A 19,628-nucleotide genomic window follows, 5' to 3' on the forward strand; every position below is an offset into this window, starting at 1 on the left:
CGTCTACTATTTTGCGAACGCCGAACACGGCGAAGGATGGCCTGTCGGGCAACCAAAACCCGACGAGATTTGAGAGGAGAGCCGCATGTCGAGCCTCACCGGTAAGTCATTGAACCCTGTTATGAATCGCAGGAGCGTTATCGCGAGCGCAGCAGGTCTGGGGGCGATGTCCATTCTAGCGGGCTGCTCCTCCAACGGCGGCGACAGTGGTTCCGCTTCGGGCGACGCTTCGTTTAAGATCGGCACCATCGGCCCGCTGACCGGTGCCGCCGCGTCCTACGGCAAGTCCGTTACCCAGGGTGTCGAGCTTGGCTGCAAGGATTTCTCGACCAAGGAGCTGCCGCTTGCCAGCAAGGCCGAGGATGACCAGGCCGACGGCGAGAAGGCCGTTAACGCCTTCAACACCCTGCTCGACTGGGGCATGCAGGCCCTTGTCGGCCCGACCACCACGGGTGCGTCGGTTGCCGTTGCCGCCGAGTGCGGTAACGACCCCAAGACGTTCATGATCACCCCGTCCGCGTCCTCCGAGGACGTCACTGACGGCAAGGATTGCGTCTTCCAGGTTTGCTTTACCGACCCCAACCAGGGCGTCAACGCTGCCAAGTTCCTGGCGCAGAAGTATGCGGACGAGAAGTTCGTGCTGTTCTATAACTCCGGCGACGCCTATTCTTCGGGTGTCGCGGATGCCTTTAAGGTTCAGGCTGCTGAGTCCAAGCTCGAGATTGTCGACGAGGAGACCTTTAAGGACGACTCCGCCACGAGCTTTACCAACCAGCTGACCAAGGCCAAGCAGGCAGGCGCCACCATGATTTTTGCGCCGATCTACTACACGCCGGCGTCCGTCCTGCTCAAGAACGCCAAGGACATGGGCTACGACGTCAAGATGATGGGCTGCGACGGCATGGACGGCATCCTGGGCGTTGAGGGCTTCGACACCTCTCTTGCCGAGGGTCTGCTACTCATGACCCCGTTCTCCGCCGACGACGAGAAGAACGCCGACTTCGTTAACGCTTACAAGTATAAGTACGGCGATACCCCCGACCAGTTTGCCGCTGACGCCTACGACGGCGTGCACGCGGTGGCCGAGGCCCTCAAGGAGGCCGGTCTTGGTGTCGACGCCGACCCGACCGAGGTCGCCGAGAAGCTGTCCAAGGCTATGCTCAAGATTACCGTTGACGGTCTGACCGGCAAGCTCACCTGGAACGATAAGGGTCAGGTCCAGAAGGAGCCCACGGCGTACGTCATCACCGACGGCAAGTACGTACAGGCCTAATAGGCCGCCTTACATAGAGCGGTTTTGATCCCAAGCAGGGGAGGTTTTGGCCTTCCCTGCTTGCTTGGTATCTAGGGACGATGTAACGTCCCTGTTTCATACATCAACTGGAAACCTATTCGAAAGGGGGATGTGGAACATGACAGTCTTTATCCAATACCTGGTCAACGGCCTGTCCATGGGCAGCGTCTACGCCATCATCGCGTTGGGCTACACCATGGTCTACGGTATCGCCAAGATGCTGAACTTCGCTCACGGCGACGTCATCATGGTCGGTGCCTATGTCTCGTTCTGCGCCACGTCGTACCTCGGCCTCCCGGGCTGGGCATCTGTAATTCTCTCTTGTGTGGTCTGCACGGTTCTCGGTGTTCTCATCGAGGGTCTGGCATACAAGCCGCTGCGCCAAGCAGGCCCTCTGGCCGTTCTGATCACGGCCATCGGCGTGTCTTACTTCCTGCAGAACGCCGCGCAGCTTCTGTGGGGCGCCACGCCCAAGAACTTCACTTCGCTCGTCACCTTCCAGGTGCCGGAGTTCTTGGCCAAGTTCAACGTAAGCGCCGTCTCGCTCGTCACCATCGTCGCCTGCCTGGTTATCATGGCCGGCCTGATGTTCTTTACAGGCAAGACCAAGATGGGCAAAGCCATGCGCGCCGTGTCCGAGGACAAGGCCGCCGCTCAGCTCATGGGCATCAACGTCAACCGCACCATCTCGATGACGTTCGCCATCGGCTCCGCCCTTGCCGCCATCGCCGGCGTGCTGCTGTGCTCCTACTCGCCGGTGCTGCAGCCCACGACGGGTGCCATGCCTGGCATCAAGGCCTTCGATGCCGCTGTCTTCGGTGGCATCGGCTCCATCCCCGGTGCCTTTGTCGGTGGCATTCTCATCGGTATCATCGAGGCGATGGCACAGGCTTATATTTCCACGAGCCTTGCCAACTCCATCGTCTTTGGTGTTTTGATCATCGTCCTGCTCGTCAAGCCTGCCGGCCTCTTGGGCAAGTACGTCCCCGAGAAGGTGTAGGTGAGCGTTATGAAGTTTCTTAAAGACAAGCAGGCGCGTCACGACTTTGTTACGTACGCCATGTGCCTTGTGGCGTTCGCCATCGTGTTCTTTATGCAGTCTAACCACATGATTCCGCGCATGATCGCCGGTCAGCTGGTTCCCATCACGGCCTATATCGTCATGGCTATCTCCCTTAACCTCGTCGTCGGCATCGCGGGCGACTTGTCGCTGGGCCACGCGGGCTTTATGAGCGTCGGCGCCTATACAGGCATCGTTACCGCGGTCGCCCTCGAGAGCGCCGTTCCCTCCGATCCGATACGTCTTGTCATCAGCATCGTGGTCGGCGCCATCGCTGCCGCCATCCTGGGCTTCTTGATCGGCATCCCGGTCCTTCGCCTGAGCGGCGATTACCTGGCTATCGTGACGCTGGCCTTTGGCGAGATTATCAAAGAGATCGTCACCTGCCTTATCGTGGGCGTCGACTCCCACGGCCTGCATGTGATCTTTAACATCACGGGCAACTCCACGATCGACGACCTGCACCTGCTCGAGGACGGCACCGCCATCATCAAGGGCGCCCAGGGCGCCTCGGGCGTGTCGACGTACTCGACCTTCCTTGCCGGTGCCATCTTGGTCATGGTCGCACTCGTGATCGTGCTCAACCTGGTGCGCAGCCGTACCGGCCGTGCCATCATGGCCGTGCGCGATAACAAGATTGCAGCCGAGTCCGTAGGCATCTCCGTCACCGAGTACCGCATGATCGCCTTCGTGGTTTCCGCCGCCCTCGCCGGTGCTGCCGGAGCCCTCTTCGGCGGTAACTTCTCGCAGCTCTCCGCCACCAAGTTTGACTTCAACACGTCCATCCTCATCCTGGTGTTCGTGGTCCTGGGTGGTCTGGGCAACATGCGCGGTTCCGTCATCGCGGCCGCACTGCTTACGGTGCTCCCCGAGCTGCTCCGTCAGTTCTCGGACTACCGCATGCTCATCTACGCCATCGTGTTGATCCTGGTCATGATCTTTACCAACAACCCGCAGCTCAAGGCGTTCTTCGCACGCATTAAGGACCGCTTTGCTTCCAAGAAGGAGGTGGCAGCCGATGCCCAGTAAGTTTGAGTTCAACAAGGGCAAGATGGTCCCGTATCCTTCTGGCGCCATCGTTCCCGACCGCGACTTGGGCCAGCGCCCGGCGCTCGAGTGCATCCACCTGGGCATTGAGTTCGGTGGCCTTAAGGCAGTCGACGACTTTAGCCTGACTATCGGCAAGACCGAGATCGCCGGTCTGATCGGCCCCAACGGTGCCGGAAAGACCACGGTCTTCAACCTGCTCACCAAGGTGTATCAGCCCACGCACGGCACCATCCTGCTCGACGGTGAGGACACCTCGGGCAAGTCGGTCTACCAGGTCAACCGCATGGGCATTGCCCGTACGTTCCAGAACATCCGCCTGTTCAACACCATGACGGTGGAGGATAACGTTAAGGTCGGCCTGCATAACCAGGAGCGTTACTCCGGCTTTGAGGGCGTGCTGCGCCTGCCGACGTATTGGAAGCACGAGAAGGCCGCCCATGAGCGCGCCATGGAGCTGCTCTCCATCTTTGATATGGAGCATCTGGCAAATGAGCAGGCCGGTTCGCTGCCTTATGGTGCCCAGCGTCGTCTGGAGATTGTCCGCGCGCTTGCCACCAACCCCAAGCTACTGCTGCTTGACGAGCCTGCCGCCGGCATGAACCCGTCCGAGACCGCCGAGCTCATGGAGAACATCGTCAAGATTCGCGACACCTTTGGCATTGCCATCATGCTTATCGAGCATGATATGTCGCTCGTTATGAACATCTGCGAGGGCATCTGCGTGCTCAACTTTGGTAAGGTCATCGCCAAGGGCACGGCCGAGGAAATCCAGAACAACGACGCTGTTATCGAGGCGTATCTGGGCAAGCAGGATAAGGGGGAGAACTAAATGGCAGAGCCGATGCTTTCCGTCTACAACATCAACGTCTGGTACGGCGCCATCCACGCCATCAAGGACATCTCCTTTAACGTTAACGAGGGCGAGATCGTGGCCCTGATCGGTGCGAACGGTGCCGGCAAGTCCACAACGCTCAAGACGGTCTCGGGCCTGCTGCGCTCCAAGACCGGCTCCATCAAGTTTATGGGTGAGGACATTACTCATACGCCCGCCGATAAGCTGGTTGGTAAGGGCCTGGCTCAGGTCCCCGAGGGCCGTCGCGCCTTTTTGCAGATGACGGTCGAGGAGAACCTGGAGATGGGCGCCTACACGCAGCCCAAGTCCACGGTTGCTCCGGGCCTTGAGCGCGTCTACGAGCAGTTCCCGCGCCTGAAGGAGCGCCGTCGCCAGGTCGCCGGCACCCTTTCGGGCGGCGAGCAGCAGATGCTCGTTATGGGGCGCGCCCTTATGAGTAACCCCAAACTGCTTATGCTCGACGAACCTTCCATGGGTCTGGCGCCGATTCTGATTGAGCAGATCTTCCAGATTGTCGAGGACCTGCACAAGGCCGGCACCACGGTGCTTCTGGTCGAGCAGAACGCGCAGATGGCGCTCTCGATCGCCACGCGTGGCTACGTGCTCGAGACCGGCAAGATCACCATGACCGGCACCGGCCAAGAGCTCCTGCACGACGATAACGTCCGCAAAGCCTACCTGGGCGGTTAACTAGTTACGCGGTTTTACCAAACCGCGTAACGGCTCGACGCTGCAAGCCCGCCAGAGCGGCAATCTGCCTTTCAACTTCGGCGGCATGACCAGAAGGTCAATGCCGCCTCGTTTCAAGGCACCTTGCTCGCTCTGGCGGGCTTTCGCTGTCGTTGTCAAAACATCGACGTTGTGGCAGATGCCAACGACTACCCCTTTAAGTTGCGGTGGAATAGGGACTAAATGGGAGCCTCAGAGGCCAAAAGAGTCCTTATTCCACCGCAACTTCATGGGGGTGTGTGACAATGCCCGTCGGAAAACATCTGCTGTCTTCGGGGGTCTATCTATGCTGTACGAGTTTTGTGCCGAGAACTTTGAGCGGGTGCCGGCGGCCATTAAGGCCGGTGCGAGTCGTATTGAGCTGTGCGACAACCTTGCCGTTGGCGGCACCACACCTTCCGCCGGCGTTATCAGCGCTACGGTCAGCTACGCTCACGAGCACGATGCGCGCGTGATGTGCATGATTCGTCCGCGCGGCGGGGACTTTCATTACAACCAGGACGAGCTGCGCATGATGGAGATGGATCTGGGCCTTGCCGTAAGCGCCGGCGTCGATGGTCTGGTCTTTGGCTGCTGCAAGCCCTGTGCCGGCGGATGGGCGCTCGACGAACTCACGCTCGGTGCCTTGGTGATGGCTGCGGGGTGTGCGGCCGAGGAGTGCAAGCGCGAGTCCCTTGACATCACCTTCCACATGGCGTTTGACCAGCTCTCGCCCGAGGCTCAGCTCGATGCGATTGATACACTTGCCGACTGCGGCGTTACGCGCATCCTCACGCATGGCGGCGCTGCCGGTACGTCGATCGAGGGCAACTTCGAAAACCTGGTCCGCTTGATCGAGTACGCGGGCGACCGCCTGACCATCCTTCCTGGCGGCGGCATTACCACGGCCAACCGCGATGCCGTGGCGGCAGCACTTGGCGTCTCCGAGCTGCATGGCACCAAGATCGTGCCGCTGGAGGTGTAACCTGTGGCACTGGTATTTGACGTTCAGCAGGCGAGCGGTAAGCCCGACGATAATCGTCGCCCTGGCACCGCGTGCCCCTTTTGTGATACGGAGGGGCTCGCCAGCGTCATCCAGCGCGATGGTGACTGCATCTGGCTCGAGAATAAGTTCAAGACCTTGCGGGCCACCCGTCAGACCGTATTGATCGAGTCTGCCAATCACGACGCCGACCTGGCGACCTATGAACCGGATGAGCTGCATCATGTGATGCGGTTTGCCCTGGGCTGTTGGCAGCAGATGCTCGATTCCCAACAGTACCGCAGTGTGCTCCTGTACAAGAACAAAGGCCCGCTTTCGGGCGGCAGCCTCGTCCATCCACACATGCAGATTGTGGGCTTGGAGCAGGAAGACGGCTATGCTTCGCTGGCTTCCGCCAATTTCGAAGGCATCAATGTTTGGCAACAGGGGAGAATCTCGGTCAACATCTCAACCGAACCGATTATGGGATTCTTTGAGGTTAACGTCTCGGCTCCACAGGGAATCGCCGCCAGCGACGACGCCCGCGACCAAGCCGAAGCGGACCTGTTTGCCGATGCGATTCAGGTGGCCCTGCACTATATCCTGCACGAGCACCACGGCGGCCGCGCGGAGTCGTACAACTTGTTCTTCTACCACATGGACGGCCGGACCATTGCCAAGGTGTTGCCGCGTTGGGTGGTTTCGCCCTACTTTGTCGGTTATCGTTTGGCCCAGGTCAATGCCGAGACCACGCTCGATATCGATGCAGAGCGCCTGCGTGCGCATCTGGAAACGCTCGTATAGCAAGACTATCACCCGCGTAATGCGGACAGTCTAGCGTCCCATGGCGTCGCGGCCGGCCTCGACGCGCTTGCGCTGGGCGGCGCGCTCCTCGCCGGTCAGTCGCTCAAAGAGATGTCCGATAACCGAGGCGAGCACCTGCTGAAACAGCGTTCCGCACATGACGGGAAACACGACCTCGCCGGGAAAATACTGCGTGGCGATGACGGCGCCCGAAGAGATATTGCGCATGCCGCAGGTAAAGCACATGGTGGTCGTCTCGCTATACGGCAGGTGCAACGCGCGGGCGACCAGAATGCCGACGACAAAGCCGCTGATGGCGAAGGTCAAAATAAAGAGGGCGACTTCCAGGCGCACCGCGTTCATGTGCAGCACGTACTCGCTCATGGCGGTGGAGTTGGACGCGATAACGCTCATCATCATGAACTTGCAGGCGGGCGAGAGCGCGGGGGAGAGTTTCTCGTGTCCCCATCCGCGCGTGAGTTCGTTGATCACGATGCCGAGGATGGCAGGGATGGCAATCATAAAGGCCATGTTCTGCATCATGCTCGACACATCGATTGCGACGGTGGCACCCAGCAGGAGCTTGAGCGTGAGCGGAATCGTCACAGGTGAGATGACCGAGGACGTCAGGATGATGGTGAGCGCGAGCGGGCCGTTGCCGCCGAACATGCTAATCCACATAAAGGCGGTGACTGCCACGGGTACGCTGTACTCGAGCACGATGCCGCAGACAAGGTTTGGGTTGGAACCAAAGAACAGTGAGCTCATGGCATACGCCGCGATGGGGATGAGCACGGCCGAGACAAATAACGCCAAAATCAAATGTAGGGGACGGCGGAACACCTCGGCCACCTGGTGAAAGGTGTTGCTGAGCGCACCTTGGAACGTCATAAAGGCAAACAGGGCGGGAACGATGGGCTTGAGCACGCCGATCTGCCGGGGAAAGAGCACGCCGAGCGTCACGCAAATCGGAACGATGACCTGCATGTGCCCCGCAAGAAACTTGCCCAGTCCAACCCATTGCTTCATATGCTCTTGTGACTCCCTTTGCTCGTGAATCCGTTTTGAATGGATATGCTAGACGCTCGCATGCGTCCGTGCGTCAGAAACGCTCGATTATTTCGAGGGTATTACCACCCTCGTTTATCGAAACCGCGGCGTGCTGGACGTTGTGCGTCCGCGCTGCACGGTATAATAAATCCGTTCAACAGATCTGCCTGCCGAAGCGGGTATACACAGAGGACTCATCGCTATGAACCGTGAGAGGTATCGCGGCGACCTGCCCCTATCGGGGGTGGGCGCCTATGTCATCGCTTAAGACGACGCATCGCTGGGCAGTCGCTCGGCAAAACCCCGAGCTCGAAAAGGAGCTTTCGGCTGGCCTGGGCATACCCGGGCTGGTGGCGCGCATTATGGTTGCGCACGGCATAACATCCATCGAGGAAGGCCAGCTGTTTTTGACGCCTTCGCTCGATCGCGACTGGGCCGACCCACTCATTATTCCGGGCATGGCGGTCGTTGCCGACCGCGTCGAGCGCGCTATTCGCAACCACGAGCACATCGCGGTCTTTGGCGATTTTGACGTCGACGGCATTACGTCGACTTGTCTGTTGACCGAGGCGCTACGTTCGTTTGGCGCCAACGTCACGCCGTTTATTCCGCATCGCTTTGACGAGGGCTACGGCCTGTCGCGTGCGGCGCTCGACCGCGTCAACGAGCTCGCCCAACCCAACCTGATCGTGACCGTCGATAACGGCATTGCCGCCAAGGGAGAGGTTTCCTATCTGGAGAGCCTGGGGATCGATTTGGTGGTCACGGACCATCACGAGCCCTCCGACCAGGTGCCGCAGGGCGTGCCCCTGACCGACCCCAAGCTCGAGGACGAGGGTCCCTCGCGTGAACTTGCCGGTGCTGGTGTGGCGCTCAAGCTGGTGCAAGTCCTGGGTGAGCGCCTGGGCAAGCCGTCGTATTGGCGTTCGCTAATCGAGGTCGCGGCGCTGGGCACCGTGTCCGACATGATGCCGCTCACGCCCGAGAACCGCGCGCTGGTTGCCGAGGGCATCCAGCAGATGCGCGTAACCGCTCGTCCCGGCTATATCGCGCTTGCTGCGCTCGCCAAGACGGACCTTTCTACCATTACGGCCGACGGCCTGTCGTTTTCGCTCATCCCTCGTCTGAATGCTGCCGGCCGCATGGCTGATCCCAAGCTGGCGCTCGACCTGCTGCTTGCCCGCGATCCCATCGAAGCAAGCGCACTGGCGGCTGAGCTCGAGGAAATCAACCGCCAGCGCCGTGAGATCGAGGCGGAGCTCACGCGCGATGCCATGGCAAAGGTCGAGAAGACCTATGACGGCGGACGCGCAATCGTCGTGGGTGGCGAGGGCTGGCACGAGGGCGTCAAGGGCATCGTGGCGAGCCGCCTGACCAATCGCTATCACGTGCCGGCGCTGCTCTTCTCGATCGAGGACGGCGTTGCACGCGGATCGGGCCGCTCGGTGGGCAAAGTTAACCTGTTTGACGCCGTCGAGCGCTGTTCCGACCTGCTGATTCGTCGCGGCGGACATGCCGGTGCGGTGGGTGTGACCATCGAGGCATCCAAGCTCGATGAGTTCCGCCGCCGCCTTTCCGCCGTGCTATCGGAGCTTCCCGCCGAGGACTTTGAAGACACCGACGAGGTCGCCGCCACCGTCGACCTTTCCGAGCTGAATATTGAGACCATCGAGCAGATCTCCCGTCTTGAGCCGTTTGGCCAGGGCAACAAGGTGCCGCTGTTGGCGGCCGAGGGCGTGACAATGTGCGATCGCGCCGTGGTGGGCAAAACCGGCGAGCACATGCGCTTCGTGGCGACCGATGGCGCCGCGAGTGTGCCGGCCATTATGTTCCGCGTGCCGCAGATCGATAAGCTCATCAATTGTGATAGCGCCGTCGACTTGGTGTTCGAGGCCGTGGCCGAGCATTGGCAAGGTCGCGTAAAGCCCAAGCTCATGATCAAGGATGTTCTGGTCCGCGATACCACGCTGCCCAGCGTCGACGATCCGGCATGCGAGCTTCGTCGTGGCGTGCAGCCGGCGGATTCCGGCCTGCGCCTGGAGTCCCGAAAGCGCCAAACGCTCGCCCAACTTTCTTATACCGAGCTCACGCGCTCGCTTATCCATAGCTTTATCGGCTCGAACCAGCCGCACCGCGCGCAGGTCGAAGCGCTCGATGCCCTGGCCGATCACCAAAGTGTTCTGGCCGTTATGGGAACGGGGCGCGGAAAGTCTCTTATCTTCCATGTGCACGCCGCGCGCGAGGCGGTCCTTCGCGGGCGTGCGAGTATCTTTGTCTATCCGCTGCGTGCGCTCGTTGCCGACCAGGCCTATCACCTCTCGTCGACGATGGCTGCGCTCGGCATTGGCGTAGGCGTGCTGACCGGCGAGACCGTGGAGGCGGCGCGCGATGACGTGTTTGCCGGCTTGGCTTCGGGCCGCACCGGCATCGTGCTCACGACGCCTGAGTTCCTGTCTATTCACCGCGACCGCTTTGCTCGCTCGGGTCGTATCGGGTTTGTCGTTATCGACGAGGCGCATCATGCCGGTCTTGCCAAGGGCGGCGACCGTAGCGCATACCTCGACATGCCCGATATCCTCAAGGCCCTGGGCGATCCGGTCGTTATGGCGGCGACGGCCACCGCGACGGCTCCGGTCGTGGCGGAGCTTGCCCGCGTGTTGCCGATTACCCGTACGGTGGTCGACGAGACCGTGCGCGAGAACTTGCAGCTCGAGGACGACCGCGATCTTGCGAGCCGCGAAAACCGCCTGGTGTCCATCGTCGCGACGGGGGAGAAGACCGTCATCTACGTCAATTCGCGTGATCAGTCCGTGGCGCTTGCTAAGACGCTGCGCAAGCGGGTACCCGATTGCGCGACCCGCATCGCGTTCTATAACGCGGGGCTTGCGCGCTCCGATCGTCGCCGTGTCGAGGAAGCGTTTCGTGACGGAAGCCTCAGTTGCATCGTTTCGACATCTGCCTTTGGTGAGGGCGTGAACCTGCCCGATATCCGCCATGTCGTGCTCTACCACATGCCGTTTGGCGGCATTGAGTTTAACCAGATGAGCGGCCGCGCCGGTCGCGATGGCCAGCCCGCCGTGATCCATCTGCTCTATTCGTCGCGCGACGCCCGCATTAACGAGCGCCTACTCGACTGCTATGCGCCCGAGCGCGACGAACTCGTCACGCTCTATCGCGCGTTGCAGACCATGTGGCGCTCCAACCGCGGCAAGACCGGGGACGATTCCTTTAGCGCGAGCGATATCGACATCGCTCAGATGTGTCTTGCCATCGATGCTCGCACGCCGGTTGACGAGCGCTCGGTGGAAAGCGGCCTGGGAATCTTCGAAGAGCTTGGTTTCTGTCGCGTTTCGGGGTTTGACGACACCCGTCGCATCGCGATGGCCGAAAACCCCGGCCGCGTGCAATTGAGCAGGTCGATTCGCTATTTGGAGGGCTTGCGCTCGCGCATGGAGTTCTCGGCTTTCCGGAGCTGGGCGCTCGATTCGTGCGCTTCTGATATGCTAGCCAAAGTTAACCGCCCGATCGTACCGCGGGCCTAGGGGAAGGGGACCTCGATGGATGCCGCAGCCCGTACCGCCCATGATTCCACCCTCCAGCCTTTTTCGGAGATGGAGCACTATAAGCATGCCGATGAGCTGCCACCCGAGATTATGGCGGACAGCTACGACAAGCTGGAGCGCCTGTGCCTCAAATATATGAATGAGGACGACTTCTCTAAGGTGGAACAGGCCTACTGCTTTGCCGCCGAGAAGCATTGCAACCAAAAGCGCCGCTCGGGCGAGATGTACATCAACCATCCCGTCGAGGTGGCCATCATTTTGGCCGACCTTAAGATGGACTGTGACGTGGTGTGCGCCGCGCTGCTGCACGATACCGTCGAGGATACCGAGACCTCGCTTGCCGATGTTTCCGGCCTGTTTGGCGAAACCGTGGCAGAGCTCGTCGACGGCGTGACCAAGCTCACCAACATCGAAGTCGACAGCATGGACGAGAAGCAGGCGCTTACGCTGCGCAAGATGTTCCTTGCCATGTCCAAGGACATTCGCGTTATCATCGTCAAACTCGCCGACCGCCTGCATAATATGCGCACGCTTGCCGCCCTGCGCGAAGACCGCCGCCTGTTTAAGGCGCGCGAGACCATGGACGTGTACGCGCCCCTGGCCGACCGCCTGGGCATGAGCTCTATCAAGTGGGAACTCGAGGACCTGTCCTTCTTCTATTTGGAGCCCGACGCCTACCAGCGCATCGCACGCATGGTGGCGGAGTCGCGCGAGGTCCGTGAGCGCTATCTGGCCGAGACCATCAAGACACTCACCGACGAGCTCAACCGCATTGGCCTGGAGGACTTCCAGATCAACGGCCGTTCCAAGCACTATTGGTCCATCTACCAAAAGATGAAGCGCAAGGGCAAGGAATTTTCCGAGATCTACGACCTGGTGGCACTGCGCGTCATCACGCATTCGGTGCGCGATTGCTACTCCACGCTCGGTGCGGTGCATACGCTGTGGCACCCCATGCCCGGGCGCTTTAAAGACTATATCGCCATGCCCAAGGTCAATAACTACCAGTCGCTCCACACGACGGTTATCGGCCCCACGGCTCGTCCGCTCGAGATTCAGATTCGTACCTACGAGATGCACGAGCAGGCCGAGTACGGTATTGCCGCCCACTGGCTCTATAAGAAGTCGGGCGGATCGTCTGCGTCTAAGACCAATGATGCCCAGCGCTTGGACGACCAGATTAACTGGCTCAAACATTCGCTCGATTGGGCTGCGTCTGATGAGATCACCGACGCCAAGGAATACCTGCATTCGCTGAAGGTCGATCTGTTCGATCAGGAGATCTTCGTCTTTACGCCCAAGGGCGAGGTCATGGCGCTTCGTGCCGGCTCCACGCCGCTCGACTTTGCCTATGCCGTTCACACCGAGGTGGGCAACCACTGCGTCGGCGCTAAGATCAACGGTGCGGTGGCCCCGCTCACGCACGAGATCAAGACGGGCGACCGTGTCGAGATTCTGACCAACAAGAGTTCCAAGCCGTCGCGTGATTGGCTCAAGATCGTTAAGACACCTTCCGCCAAGTCAAAGATCCGCCGTTACTTCGCCGCCGCGACCAAGGACGACGACGCTGCCGCCGGCCGCGATATACTGGCTAAGGACCTGCGCAAGCGCGGATATGGCATCTCTACGCCACGATCCACGCGTGCGCTCAACGCCGTGGCGGAGCAGTTTAACTATAAGCAGCTCGAGGACCTGTTTGCCGCCGTTGGTGCGGGCAAAGTCGCCCCACGTGCCGTTGGCAATAAGGTCGAGCAAATCTTGGACCCCAAACCCGAGGAACAGTTCACCAAGGCCGAAGCCATTGCCGAGGTCGTCAAGCAGCCTGCCCGCGGCTCCAACCGCAAGCCGCAAAAGCGCGGCAAGAGCGCCAGCAACGGCATTATCGTCAAGGGCGAGAGCAACAGCGGCCTACTGGTCCGTCTGGCTCATTGCTGCAACCCCGTGACGGGCGACGACATCGTCGGCTTCATCACGCGCGGTCGTGGCGTTTCGGTGCATCGCGCCAACTGTCCCAACGTCAAGGGTCTTATGGAGCATCCCGAGCGCATGATCGAAGTGGAGTGGGACGGCGCTGCCGACACCCTCTTTCAGGTCGAGATCGTGGTCGAGTGCCTGGACCGCATGGGCCTGCTCAAGGATGTCACCATTGCCATTGGCGATGCGGGTGGCAATATCCTTTCTGCCGCCACGTCGACCAACCGCGAGGGTATTGCAACCCTGCGCTTTATGGTCGAGATCTCGGACGCGAGTGGTCTGGATCCGCTGCTGGCCTCCATCAGCAGCGTTGACTCGGTCTACGACGCGCGTCGCTTGATGCCCGGCGAGGGTGGAGCCCAGCTTAAGCGCCGCGTTTAGTCGCGACGAACGTGCCACATTATCGATATTCGCTACACTCGAGGCATCGTTTGATGCCTCGAGTTCTATAGAGAGGAGAGGGGCATGAGTGCTGTGTCCTTGGATTTAACTCCCAAGGGATCGGTCGAGATTGAGACGCTCGTAAACGGTCCCATTCAGACCAATAGCTATGCTGTTATTTCGGACAATGAGTGCGTGATTATCGACCCCGCATGGGAAGGTGAGCGTTTGGTGGAACATATTCGAGCCGAGCATCCCGATGTGCAGGTGCTCGGCGCCATTTGCACGCACGGTCACGCCGACCATGTTGGCGGTGTCGCTGGAGTTCGGGCCGCCGTTGGCGCCGACGCCCTGTACGAGCTGTGTGGCAAGGACGCAGCAGTGCCGCATGCGAATATCGAGGAGCAGCGAGCGATGTGGGGCATCGAGACGCCCGATCCAGGTGAGCCGACGCGGCTGCTTGCCGAGGGCGACACCATTGAGCTGGGCGACATTTGCCTGCAGGTAATTGAGGTGCCCGGGCACACACCGGGCGGCATCGTTCTGTTCGCCGCCACCGAGCAGGGGAACATTGCCTTTGTGGGCGACACCCTATTCCCGGGCAGCCACGGCCGCACCGATCTTGCCGGTGGCGACGAGGCAGCGATTCTGCGTTCGCTCTCCAAGCTCGCCCACATGCTTCCACCCGATACCGTTTGCCTAACCGGCCATGGCGATTCGACCACCATGGCACGCGAGCTCATGCAGAACCCTTTCATGCGGATGTAGCTTAATAGTCGGCTTTTGAAGCACGAGAAGCGTCCAAACGTCAAGCTATTTTTCCCCAACGGGTCGATTCCGTAGGGCAAACGGTCAAAAAAAGTCTGTTTGGACGATATTCGTGAACAAACGAACGTTTATGCCCGGGTGCGCCGTGGTAAAATCTCAGGCGTTATCGGAGCAACCTTACAGGAGGTTTCTTTTATGCTCGTCAACGCAGCAGACATGCTCAAGAAGGCTGAGGCCGGCAAGTACGGTCTCGGTGCCTTCAACACCAACAACCTCGAGTGGACCCTGGCTATTCTCCAGGCCGCCGAGGAGGCCAAGTCTCCGCTGATCCTTCAGTGCACCGCTGGTGCCGCTAAGTGGATGGGCGGTTTCAAGGTCTGCGCCGACATGGTCAAGGCTGCCGTCGAGGCCACGGGCGTTACCGTTCCCGTCGCCCTTCACCTCGACCACGGTTCTTACGAGGACTGCTTCAAGTGCATCGAGGCCGGCTTCACGTCCATCATGTATGACGGCTCTCACGAGGAGACCTTCCAGCTTAACCTCGACCGCACCAAGGAGCTCGTTGAGCTTGCCCACTCCAAGGGCATGTCCATCGAGGCCGAGGTCGGCGGCATTGGCGGCACCGAGGACGGCGTGACCTCCAACGGCGAGCTCGCTGACCCCGCTGAGTGCAAGCAGATTGCTGACCTGGGCGTCGACTTCCTCGCCTGCGGCATCGGCAACATCCACGGCGTGTATCCCGCCGACTGGGCCGGCCTTTCCTTCGAGCGTCTGGGCGAGATCAAGGCTCAGACCGGCGACCTGCCCCTCGTCCTGCACGGTGGCACCGGCATCCCCGAGGATCAGATCAAGAAGGCCATTTCCCTGGGCATCTCCAAGATCAACGTCAACACCGACCTGCAGCTCGTCTTCGCCAAGGGCGTCCGCGAGTACATCGAGGCTGGCAAGGATCAGCAGGGCAAGGGCTTTGACCCCCGCAAGCTCCTCAAGCCTGGTCGCGACAACATCGTTGCCCGCACCAAGGAGCTCATGGAGGAGTTTGGCTCCGTCAACAAGGCGTAAGCGTCGCTAAACTTCCCGCCGGAAGCCCCGTCCCCCTACACTGTTTCCTTTGCGCTCACCTGGCTTCGCCAGAAGTCGCGCCAAGGAAACAGTTCCGGGGGACGGGGCTTCCTTCGTTTAACGCCGCAGGGTTACGAGGCTGAATTAAAATGGCTTCTGGCTTCGCCAGAAGTCGCGCGACGGAATCAGCTCCGGGGAAACGGGGCCTCCTTTGTTAACTCGCTACAGGGTTACTGGGCTGAATTCATTTTTATAGGTACCGTTTATCGGTGTTGAGGGTTCCTTTATTGGGGCTTTCTTTTTATCTCGCTACAATGTGCTTCAAGAGTTCTAATGACTTGGAGTTTGGTATATGGCTGTTATTAATGTGCTGCCTTCGGATGGGAAGGTTATTGACGAGGGTCCAGTTGGTTGCTCTGCTGATGTTCGCTGTGATGACTTTCGTCATCTCGATGTTGGACTGCCGCCCGAGATTTTTCGTCTTAAGGATGCCGGGTATTTGACGCAGGCTGTTGCTGCCTGCGATCGCCTTTTGGAGCAGAACCCCGAGCCTTCGCTGGCTGCTTGTGTTCGTGCCGAGCGGTATCGCATGCTCGAGACGCCGCTTCATTTTTCGGTGTCGCGCGATCAGGCTATTACGATGATTCGCGAGGAGTGGCCTGAGTTTACCGAGGAGCAGTTTGACGATCTGATTGACCGTAAGCGTATTGACTGGCGCTTTATCGATGGCGAGCTGTTCGTTCTCGACAACTTCCTCGATTCGCTTCGCGTATATCCCAAAGAGGTCCCCGGCATGCGTCCCGATCCTACGGACGGAATTGCACTGCGCAACGAGATGCTCAAGGAGATGGAGTCGCAAAACGGATTGGCTCGCGTCATTACGCTTAAAGCGTCTGTGTCTGTCCCCGGCGCTCTAGAGGGGGAGACCGTTCGCGCTTGGCTTCCCGTTGCCGCCACCTGCCGCCAGCAGTCTCGGGTCGACATTCTCGACATGACGCCGGAGGGTGCTGTTGCTCCCGCGAACGCTTCGGCGCGTACCGTCTCGTGGTCTTCTTCGAGTGAGCGCTCATTCTCGGCGACCTATCGCTATCACATCGATGCTGCTTATTGTGATGTCTACGGTGGCACACTTCCGGTTCATCCGCGTATGGACGCGCCTCTGCCCGAGGATATTTCCGAGGACCGTCCGCACATTGCATTCACGCCGTATCTGCTGCAGCTGACGGCCGGTGTTGTTGACGGACTCGAGGATCCGCTCGATCGCGCCCGTGCTATCTATGATTACCTGACGCAGCATATCGACTATCGCTATCAGCCGCCGTACTTGCTTTTGGGATCTATTGTCGATGACTGCGCGCATTCGCTCCGCGGCGATTGCGGCGTTATGGCGCTCACGTTTATCACCATGTGCCGTATCGCGGGCGTGCCTGCCCGTTGGCAGAGCGGCCTGTACGTTGCGCCCGATTCGGTGGGGTCGCACGACTGGGCAGAGTTCTATACGCCGCAGACCGGTTGGCTCAACGCCGACGTGTCATTTGGATCTTCTGCTCGCAGGATGGGGGAGGAGTGGCGCCGCCGTCACTACTTTGGCAATCTCGACCCGTGGCGTATGGTGGCCAACAATCGATTCCAGGCAGAGTTTGAGCCCTCTTTCGACGGCATGCGCGAGGACCCTTACGATAACCAGATGGGTGAGGCTTCGGTCGACGGTCGCGGATGCCGTCGGCGCGAGATGCTCCGCACGGTCGAACTCATCGAAATGCTCGAAGTTCCATTTTCGGACTAATCGGTAGAAAGCTGTGATAAACTAACTCACGCATTGCGTGCCCGAGTGGCGGAATTGGCAGACGCAGTGGACTCAAAATCCACCGTTGGCAACAACGTGCGAGTTCGAGTCTCGCCTCGGGCACCATACATGCAAGTGAGCGTTCAAGGGGGTTGCGGCCCCCTTTTTCGTGCCGAACTCGCGTGAGCGCGCGAAGCGTTAAGCAAACAGGCCTGTGGCCTGTTTGTAGCGGAGCGTGGCGAGGGCGCCACGCGCCCGAAGCCCGGGGCTTCGCGAAGCGAAGGCCCTTCGAGTCTCGCCTCGAGCACCATACATGCAAGCGAGTGTTCAAGGGGGTCAAGGTCCCTTTTTCGTGTACGTAATGTGATAACGCGCTGTACGTGTTATTATTCGCAAGGCGTTGTTCCCACAATGCCCTAAAGAGGAACCTGAGGGTTCCCACCTTTTGGCGCCAATGAGCAGCTGACTGGTCATACAACTTAGATTCCCTTCCTCAAATCGAGGAAGTCTATGTGTACGACCTGGTTGCTGAGAAGCGCCGGGTTATTTTTTTATGAATGGAGGTAGGGAAAATAGCTAAGTCTGATGACACCCGCATCAACGACGAGATCACTGCATCTTCGTGTCGTTTGATTGGCGTCGATGGCTCTCAGCTCGGCCTGTTCGCCATCCGCGATGCCCAGCGCGTCGCCGACGATCAGGGTCTCGACCTGGTCGAGATCGCTCCCAACGCGGAGCCGCCGGTCTGCAAGGTCATGGACTACGGTAAGTTCAAGTACCAGCAGGCCATGAAGGCCAAGGCTGCTCGTAAGAACCAGTCCAAGGTCGAGGTCAAGGAAATGAAGTTCCGACCCAAGATCGACGTTGGCGACTACGAGACCAAGAAGGGCCACGTTCTGCGTTTCCTCAAGAAGGGCGCACGCGTTAAGATCACCATCATGTTCCGCGGCCGTGAGATGGCTCACCCGGAGCAGGGCCTTAACGTTCTCGAGCGTCTCGCCGAGGATCTCAAGCCTTACGCTACGGTCGAGTCCAAGCCTAAGATGGAAGGCCGTAACATGCTTATGCTGCTCGCCCCGATTAAGGGCGCCTTCGATGAGGATAAAGCGGCAAGCGATAGCAAGTAACTAGTGTTCTGTAACCGATTAAGGAGTATTTCATGCCTAAGATGAAGTCCCACAGCGGCACCAAGAAGCGTTTCCGCAAGACTGGTACCGGCAAGCTTATGCGCGCCAAGGCTTTCAAGAGCCACATCCTGAGCAAGAAGTCCACCAAGCGTAAGCGTGGCTTCCGTCAGGAGACCGAGATCGCCGCTGCCGACCGCAAGGTCATCAAGTCGCGTCTCGCCTAAGTTCGCGTTCCCGTTTTTCGTTTTACCGTCTAGGAGTTGATAGAACATGGCACGTATTAAGCGCGCTGTTGCCGCCAAGAAGAAGCGCCGTACCGTTATGCACCGTGCGAAGGGTTACTACGGTGCCGCTTCGCGTACTTACAAGCATGCTAAAGAGCAGGTCCAGCACTCCCTGCAGTATCAGTATCGTGATCGCCGCAACAAGAAGCGCGAGATCCGTTCTCTCTGGATCACTCGTATCAACGCTGCTGCTCGCCTGAACGATATTTCTTACTCTCAGTTCATGCACGGCCTGAAGGTTGCCGGCATCGAGCTCGACCGCAAGGTCCTGGCTCAGATGGCTTACGAGGACATCGAGTCCTTCAACGAGCTGGCTACCATCGCCAAGAAGGCTCTCGAGGCCTAATAGATTCTCTTGAATCGCTAGGGGAGTGTCGCGTTGTGCGCGGCGCTCCCTCTTTTTATCTGAAGCGCGGTTTACATTGCTAAAAGCGCGGGTAGATAGACACTTACAGGTGACCGATCTCTATATATTCCTGAACCAAAGGGTCATCATCTGATACGTGCGGAAGATCCGCACCAGTCTTTCTATTAGCTATAGAAAGCGATATGTTGTGTAGGACTTGTGAAGAGTGGAATTGACGTCCCACAGGGCTTCGCGGTCTGGCAATATATCTCCTTGCCGCGCGGCCCGGTCGGACCGGATGAGCCGCCAGGCGTGCACCTTGAGAACCGGATACTGCGAGGATGGACACATTCAGTGTCGCATCCGGGCAGACATCGAACCATTTGAAATGGTCTAACTTGGATTTGTTTTTCGCAAGGCCGCCGAGAGGCGGCCCCGAGAAATTCCTTTTCCTATACTAAAACCATATGAATCGAACGGAACCGATCAGCGATGGACTGAGAGGACCGGACGGGCTCGAAGCCCAGAATATTTTG

16 protein-coding genes and 1 tRNA gene are annotated in these 19,628 nt (G+C 59.4%); 16 read left to right on the forward strand and 1 reads right to left on the reverse strand.

What is annotated here, in order from left to right:
* Positions 1–85: 85 nt before the first annotated feature.
* The 7 genes from DWV20_RS04750 (at position 86) to DWV20_RS04780 (ending at position 6,751) form a co-directional block, all read left to right on the forward strand.
* The gene (locus tag DWV20_RS04750; RefSeq protein WP_118256493.1) at positions 86–1,273 is read left to right on the forward strand and encodes an ABC transporter substrate-binding protein; all 1,188 of its coding nucleotides are present in this window, start codon (positions 86–88) and stop codon (positions 1,271–1,273) included.
* Positions 1,274–1,412: 139 nt separating this feature from the next.
* Positions 1,413–2,294: a branched-chain amino acid ABC transporter permease gene (locus DWV20_RS04755; RefSeq protein WP_117582912.1), complete on the forward strand. Its 882-nt coding sequence runs from the start codon at positions 1,413–1,415 to the stop codon at positions 2,292–2,294.
* 9 nt (positions 2,295–2,303) lie between these two features.
* Positions 2,304–3,383: a branched-chain amino acid ABC transporter permease gene (locus DWV20_RS04760; protein WP_118256497.1), complete on the forward strand. Its 1,080-nt coding sequence runs from the start codon at positions 2,304–2,306 to the stop codon at positions 3,381–3,383.
* Positions 3,373–4,233, forward strand: a complete 861-nt coding sequence (locus DWV20_RS04765) for an ABC transporter ATP-binding protein (RefSeq protein ID WP_089573307.1) — start codon at positions 3,373–3,375, stop codon at positions 4,231–4,233. The genes DWV20_RS04760 and DWV20_RS04765 overlap by 11 nt, the downstream gene beginning before the upstream one ends.
* A gap of 12 nt (positions 4,234–4,245) precedes the next feature.
* Positions 4,246–4,947, forward strand: a complete 702-nt coding sequence (locus DWV20_RS04770) for an ABC transporter ATP-binding protein (protein WP_035137222.1) — start codon at positions 4,246–4,248, stop codon at positions 4,945–4,947.
* Between the two features lie 325 nt (positions 4,948–5,272).
* Positions 5,273–5,950: a copper homeostasis protein CutC gene (locus DWV20_RS04775; protein ID WP_117635467.1), complete on the forward strand. Its 678-nt coding sequence runs from the start codon at positions 5,273–5,275 to the stop codon at positions 5,948–5,950.
* Positions 5,951–5,953: 3 nt separating this feature from the next.
* The gene (locus tag DWV20_RS04780) at positions 5,954–6,751 is read left to right on the forward strand and encodes a DUF4931 domain-containing protein (protein ID WP_117635466.1); all 798 of its coding nucleotides are present in this window, start codon (positions 5,954–5,956) and stop codon (positions 6,749–6,751) included.
* A 30-nt stretch (positions 6,752–6,781) separates the two neighbouring features.
* Here the strand turns inward: DWV20_RS04780 and DWV20_RS04785 are convergent, their stop codons facing one another.
* Entirely contained in the window at positions 6,782–7,780 is a 999-nt protein-coding gene (locus DWV20_RS04785) for a bile acid:sodium symporter family protein (RefSeq protein WP_118256494.1), read from the reverse strand.
* A gap of 275 nt (positions 7,781–8,055) precedes the next feature.
* On the opposite strand from DWV20_RS04785, the gene recJ reads away from it, so the two are divergent.
* The 9 genes from recJ (at position 8,056) to rplT (ending at position 19,092) form a co-directional block, all read left to right on the forward strand.
* Positions 8,056–11,343, forward strand: coding sequence for a single-stranded-DNA-specific exonuclease RecJ (gene recJ, locus DWV20_RS04790; protein WP_117848267.1), 3,288 nt, complete (start codon positions 8,056–8,058; stop codon positions 11,341–11,343).
* A gap of 15 nt (positions 11,344–11,358) precedes the next feature.
* On the forward strand, positions 11,359–13,719 hold the full coding sequence (locus DWV20_RS04795) for a bifunctional (p)ppGpp synthetase/guanosine-3',5'-bis(diphosphate) 3'-pyrophosphohydrolase (protein WP_117848269.1): 2,361 nt from the start codon (positions 11,359–11,361) through the stop codon (positions 13,717–13,719).
* An 84-nt stretch (positions 13,720–13,803) separates the two neighbouring features.
* Positions 13,804–14,487, forward strand: a complete 684-nt coding sequence (locus DWV20_RS04800; protein ID WP_117848270.1) for an MBL fold metallo-hydrolase — start codon at positions 13,804–13,806, stop codon at positions 14,485–14,487.
* Positions 14,488–14,682: 195 nt separating this feature from the next.
* Positions 14,683–15,549 (forward strand): class II fructose-1,6-bisphosphate aldolase, encoded by an 867-nt coding sequence (gene fba / locus DWV20_RS04805; RefSeq protein WP_117766024.1) that lies wholly within the window; start codon positions 14,683–14,685, stop codon positions 15,547–15,549.
* Positions 15,550–15,901: 352 nt separating this feature from the next.
* A complete protein-coding gene (locus DWV20_RS04810; RefSeq protein ID WP_117758815.1) occupies positions 15,902–17,335 on the forward strand; it encodes a transglutaminase-like domain-containing protein in 1,434 nt (477 codons plus the stop codon).
* Positions 17,336–17,374: 39 nt separating this feature from the next.
* Positions 17,375–17,461, forward strand: a tRNA-Leu gene (locus tag DWV20_RS04815).
* Between the two features lie 431 nt (positions 17,462–17,892).
* A complete protein-coding gene (gene infC, locus DWV20_RS04820) occupies positions 17,893–18,462 on the forward strand; it encodes a translation initiation factor IF-3 (RefSeq protein WP_089573296.1) in 570 nt (189 codons plus the stop codon).
* A gap of 32 nt (positions 18,463–18,494) precedes the next feature.
* Positions 18,495–18,686 (forward strand): 50S ribosomal protein L35, encoded by a 192-nt coding sequence (rpmI, locus tag DWV20_RS04825; RefSeq protein WP_006234422.1) that lies wholly within the window; start codon positions 18,495–18,497, stop codon positions 18,684–18,686.
* A gap of 46 nt (positions 18,687–18,732) precedes the next feature.
* A complete protein-coding gene (rplT, locus tag DWV20_RS04830) occupies positions 18,733–19,092 on the forward strand; it encodes a 50S ribosomal protein L20 (RefSeq protein WP_006234421.1) in 360 nt (119 codons plus the stop codon).
* The last annotated feature ends 536 nt before the right edge of the window (positions 19,093–19,628 follow it).

Source organism: Collinsella sp. AF02-46-1, from assembly GCF_003465825.1.
Lineage (GTDB): Bacteria > Actinomycetota > Coriobacteriia > Coriobacteriales > Coriobacteriaceae > Collinsella.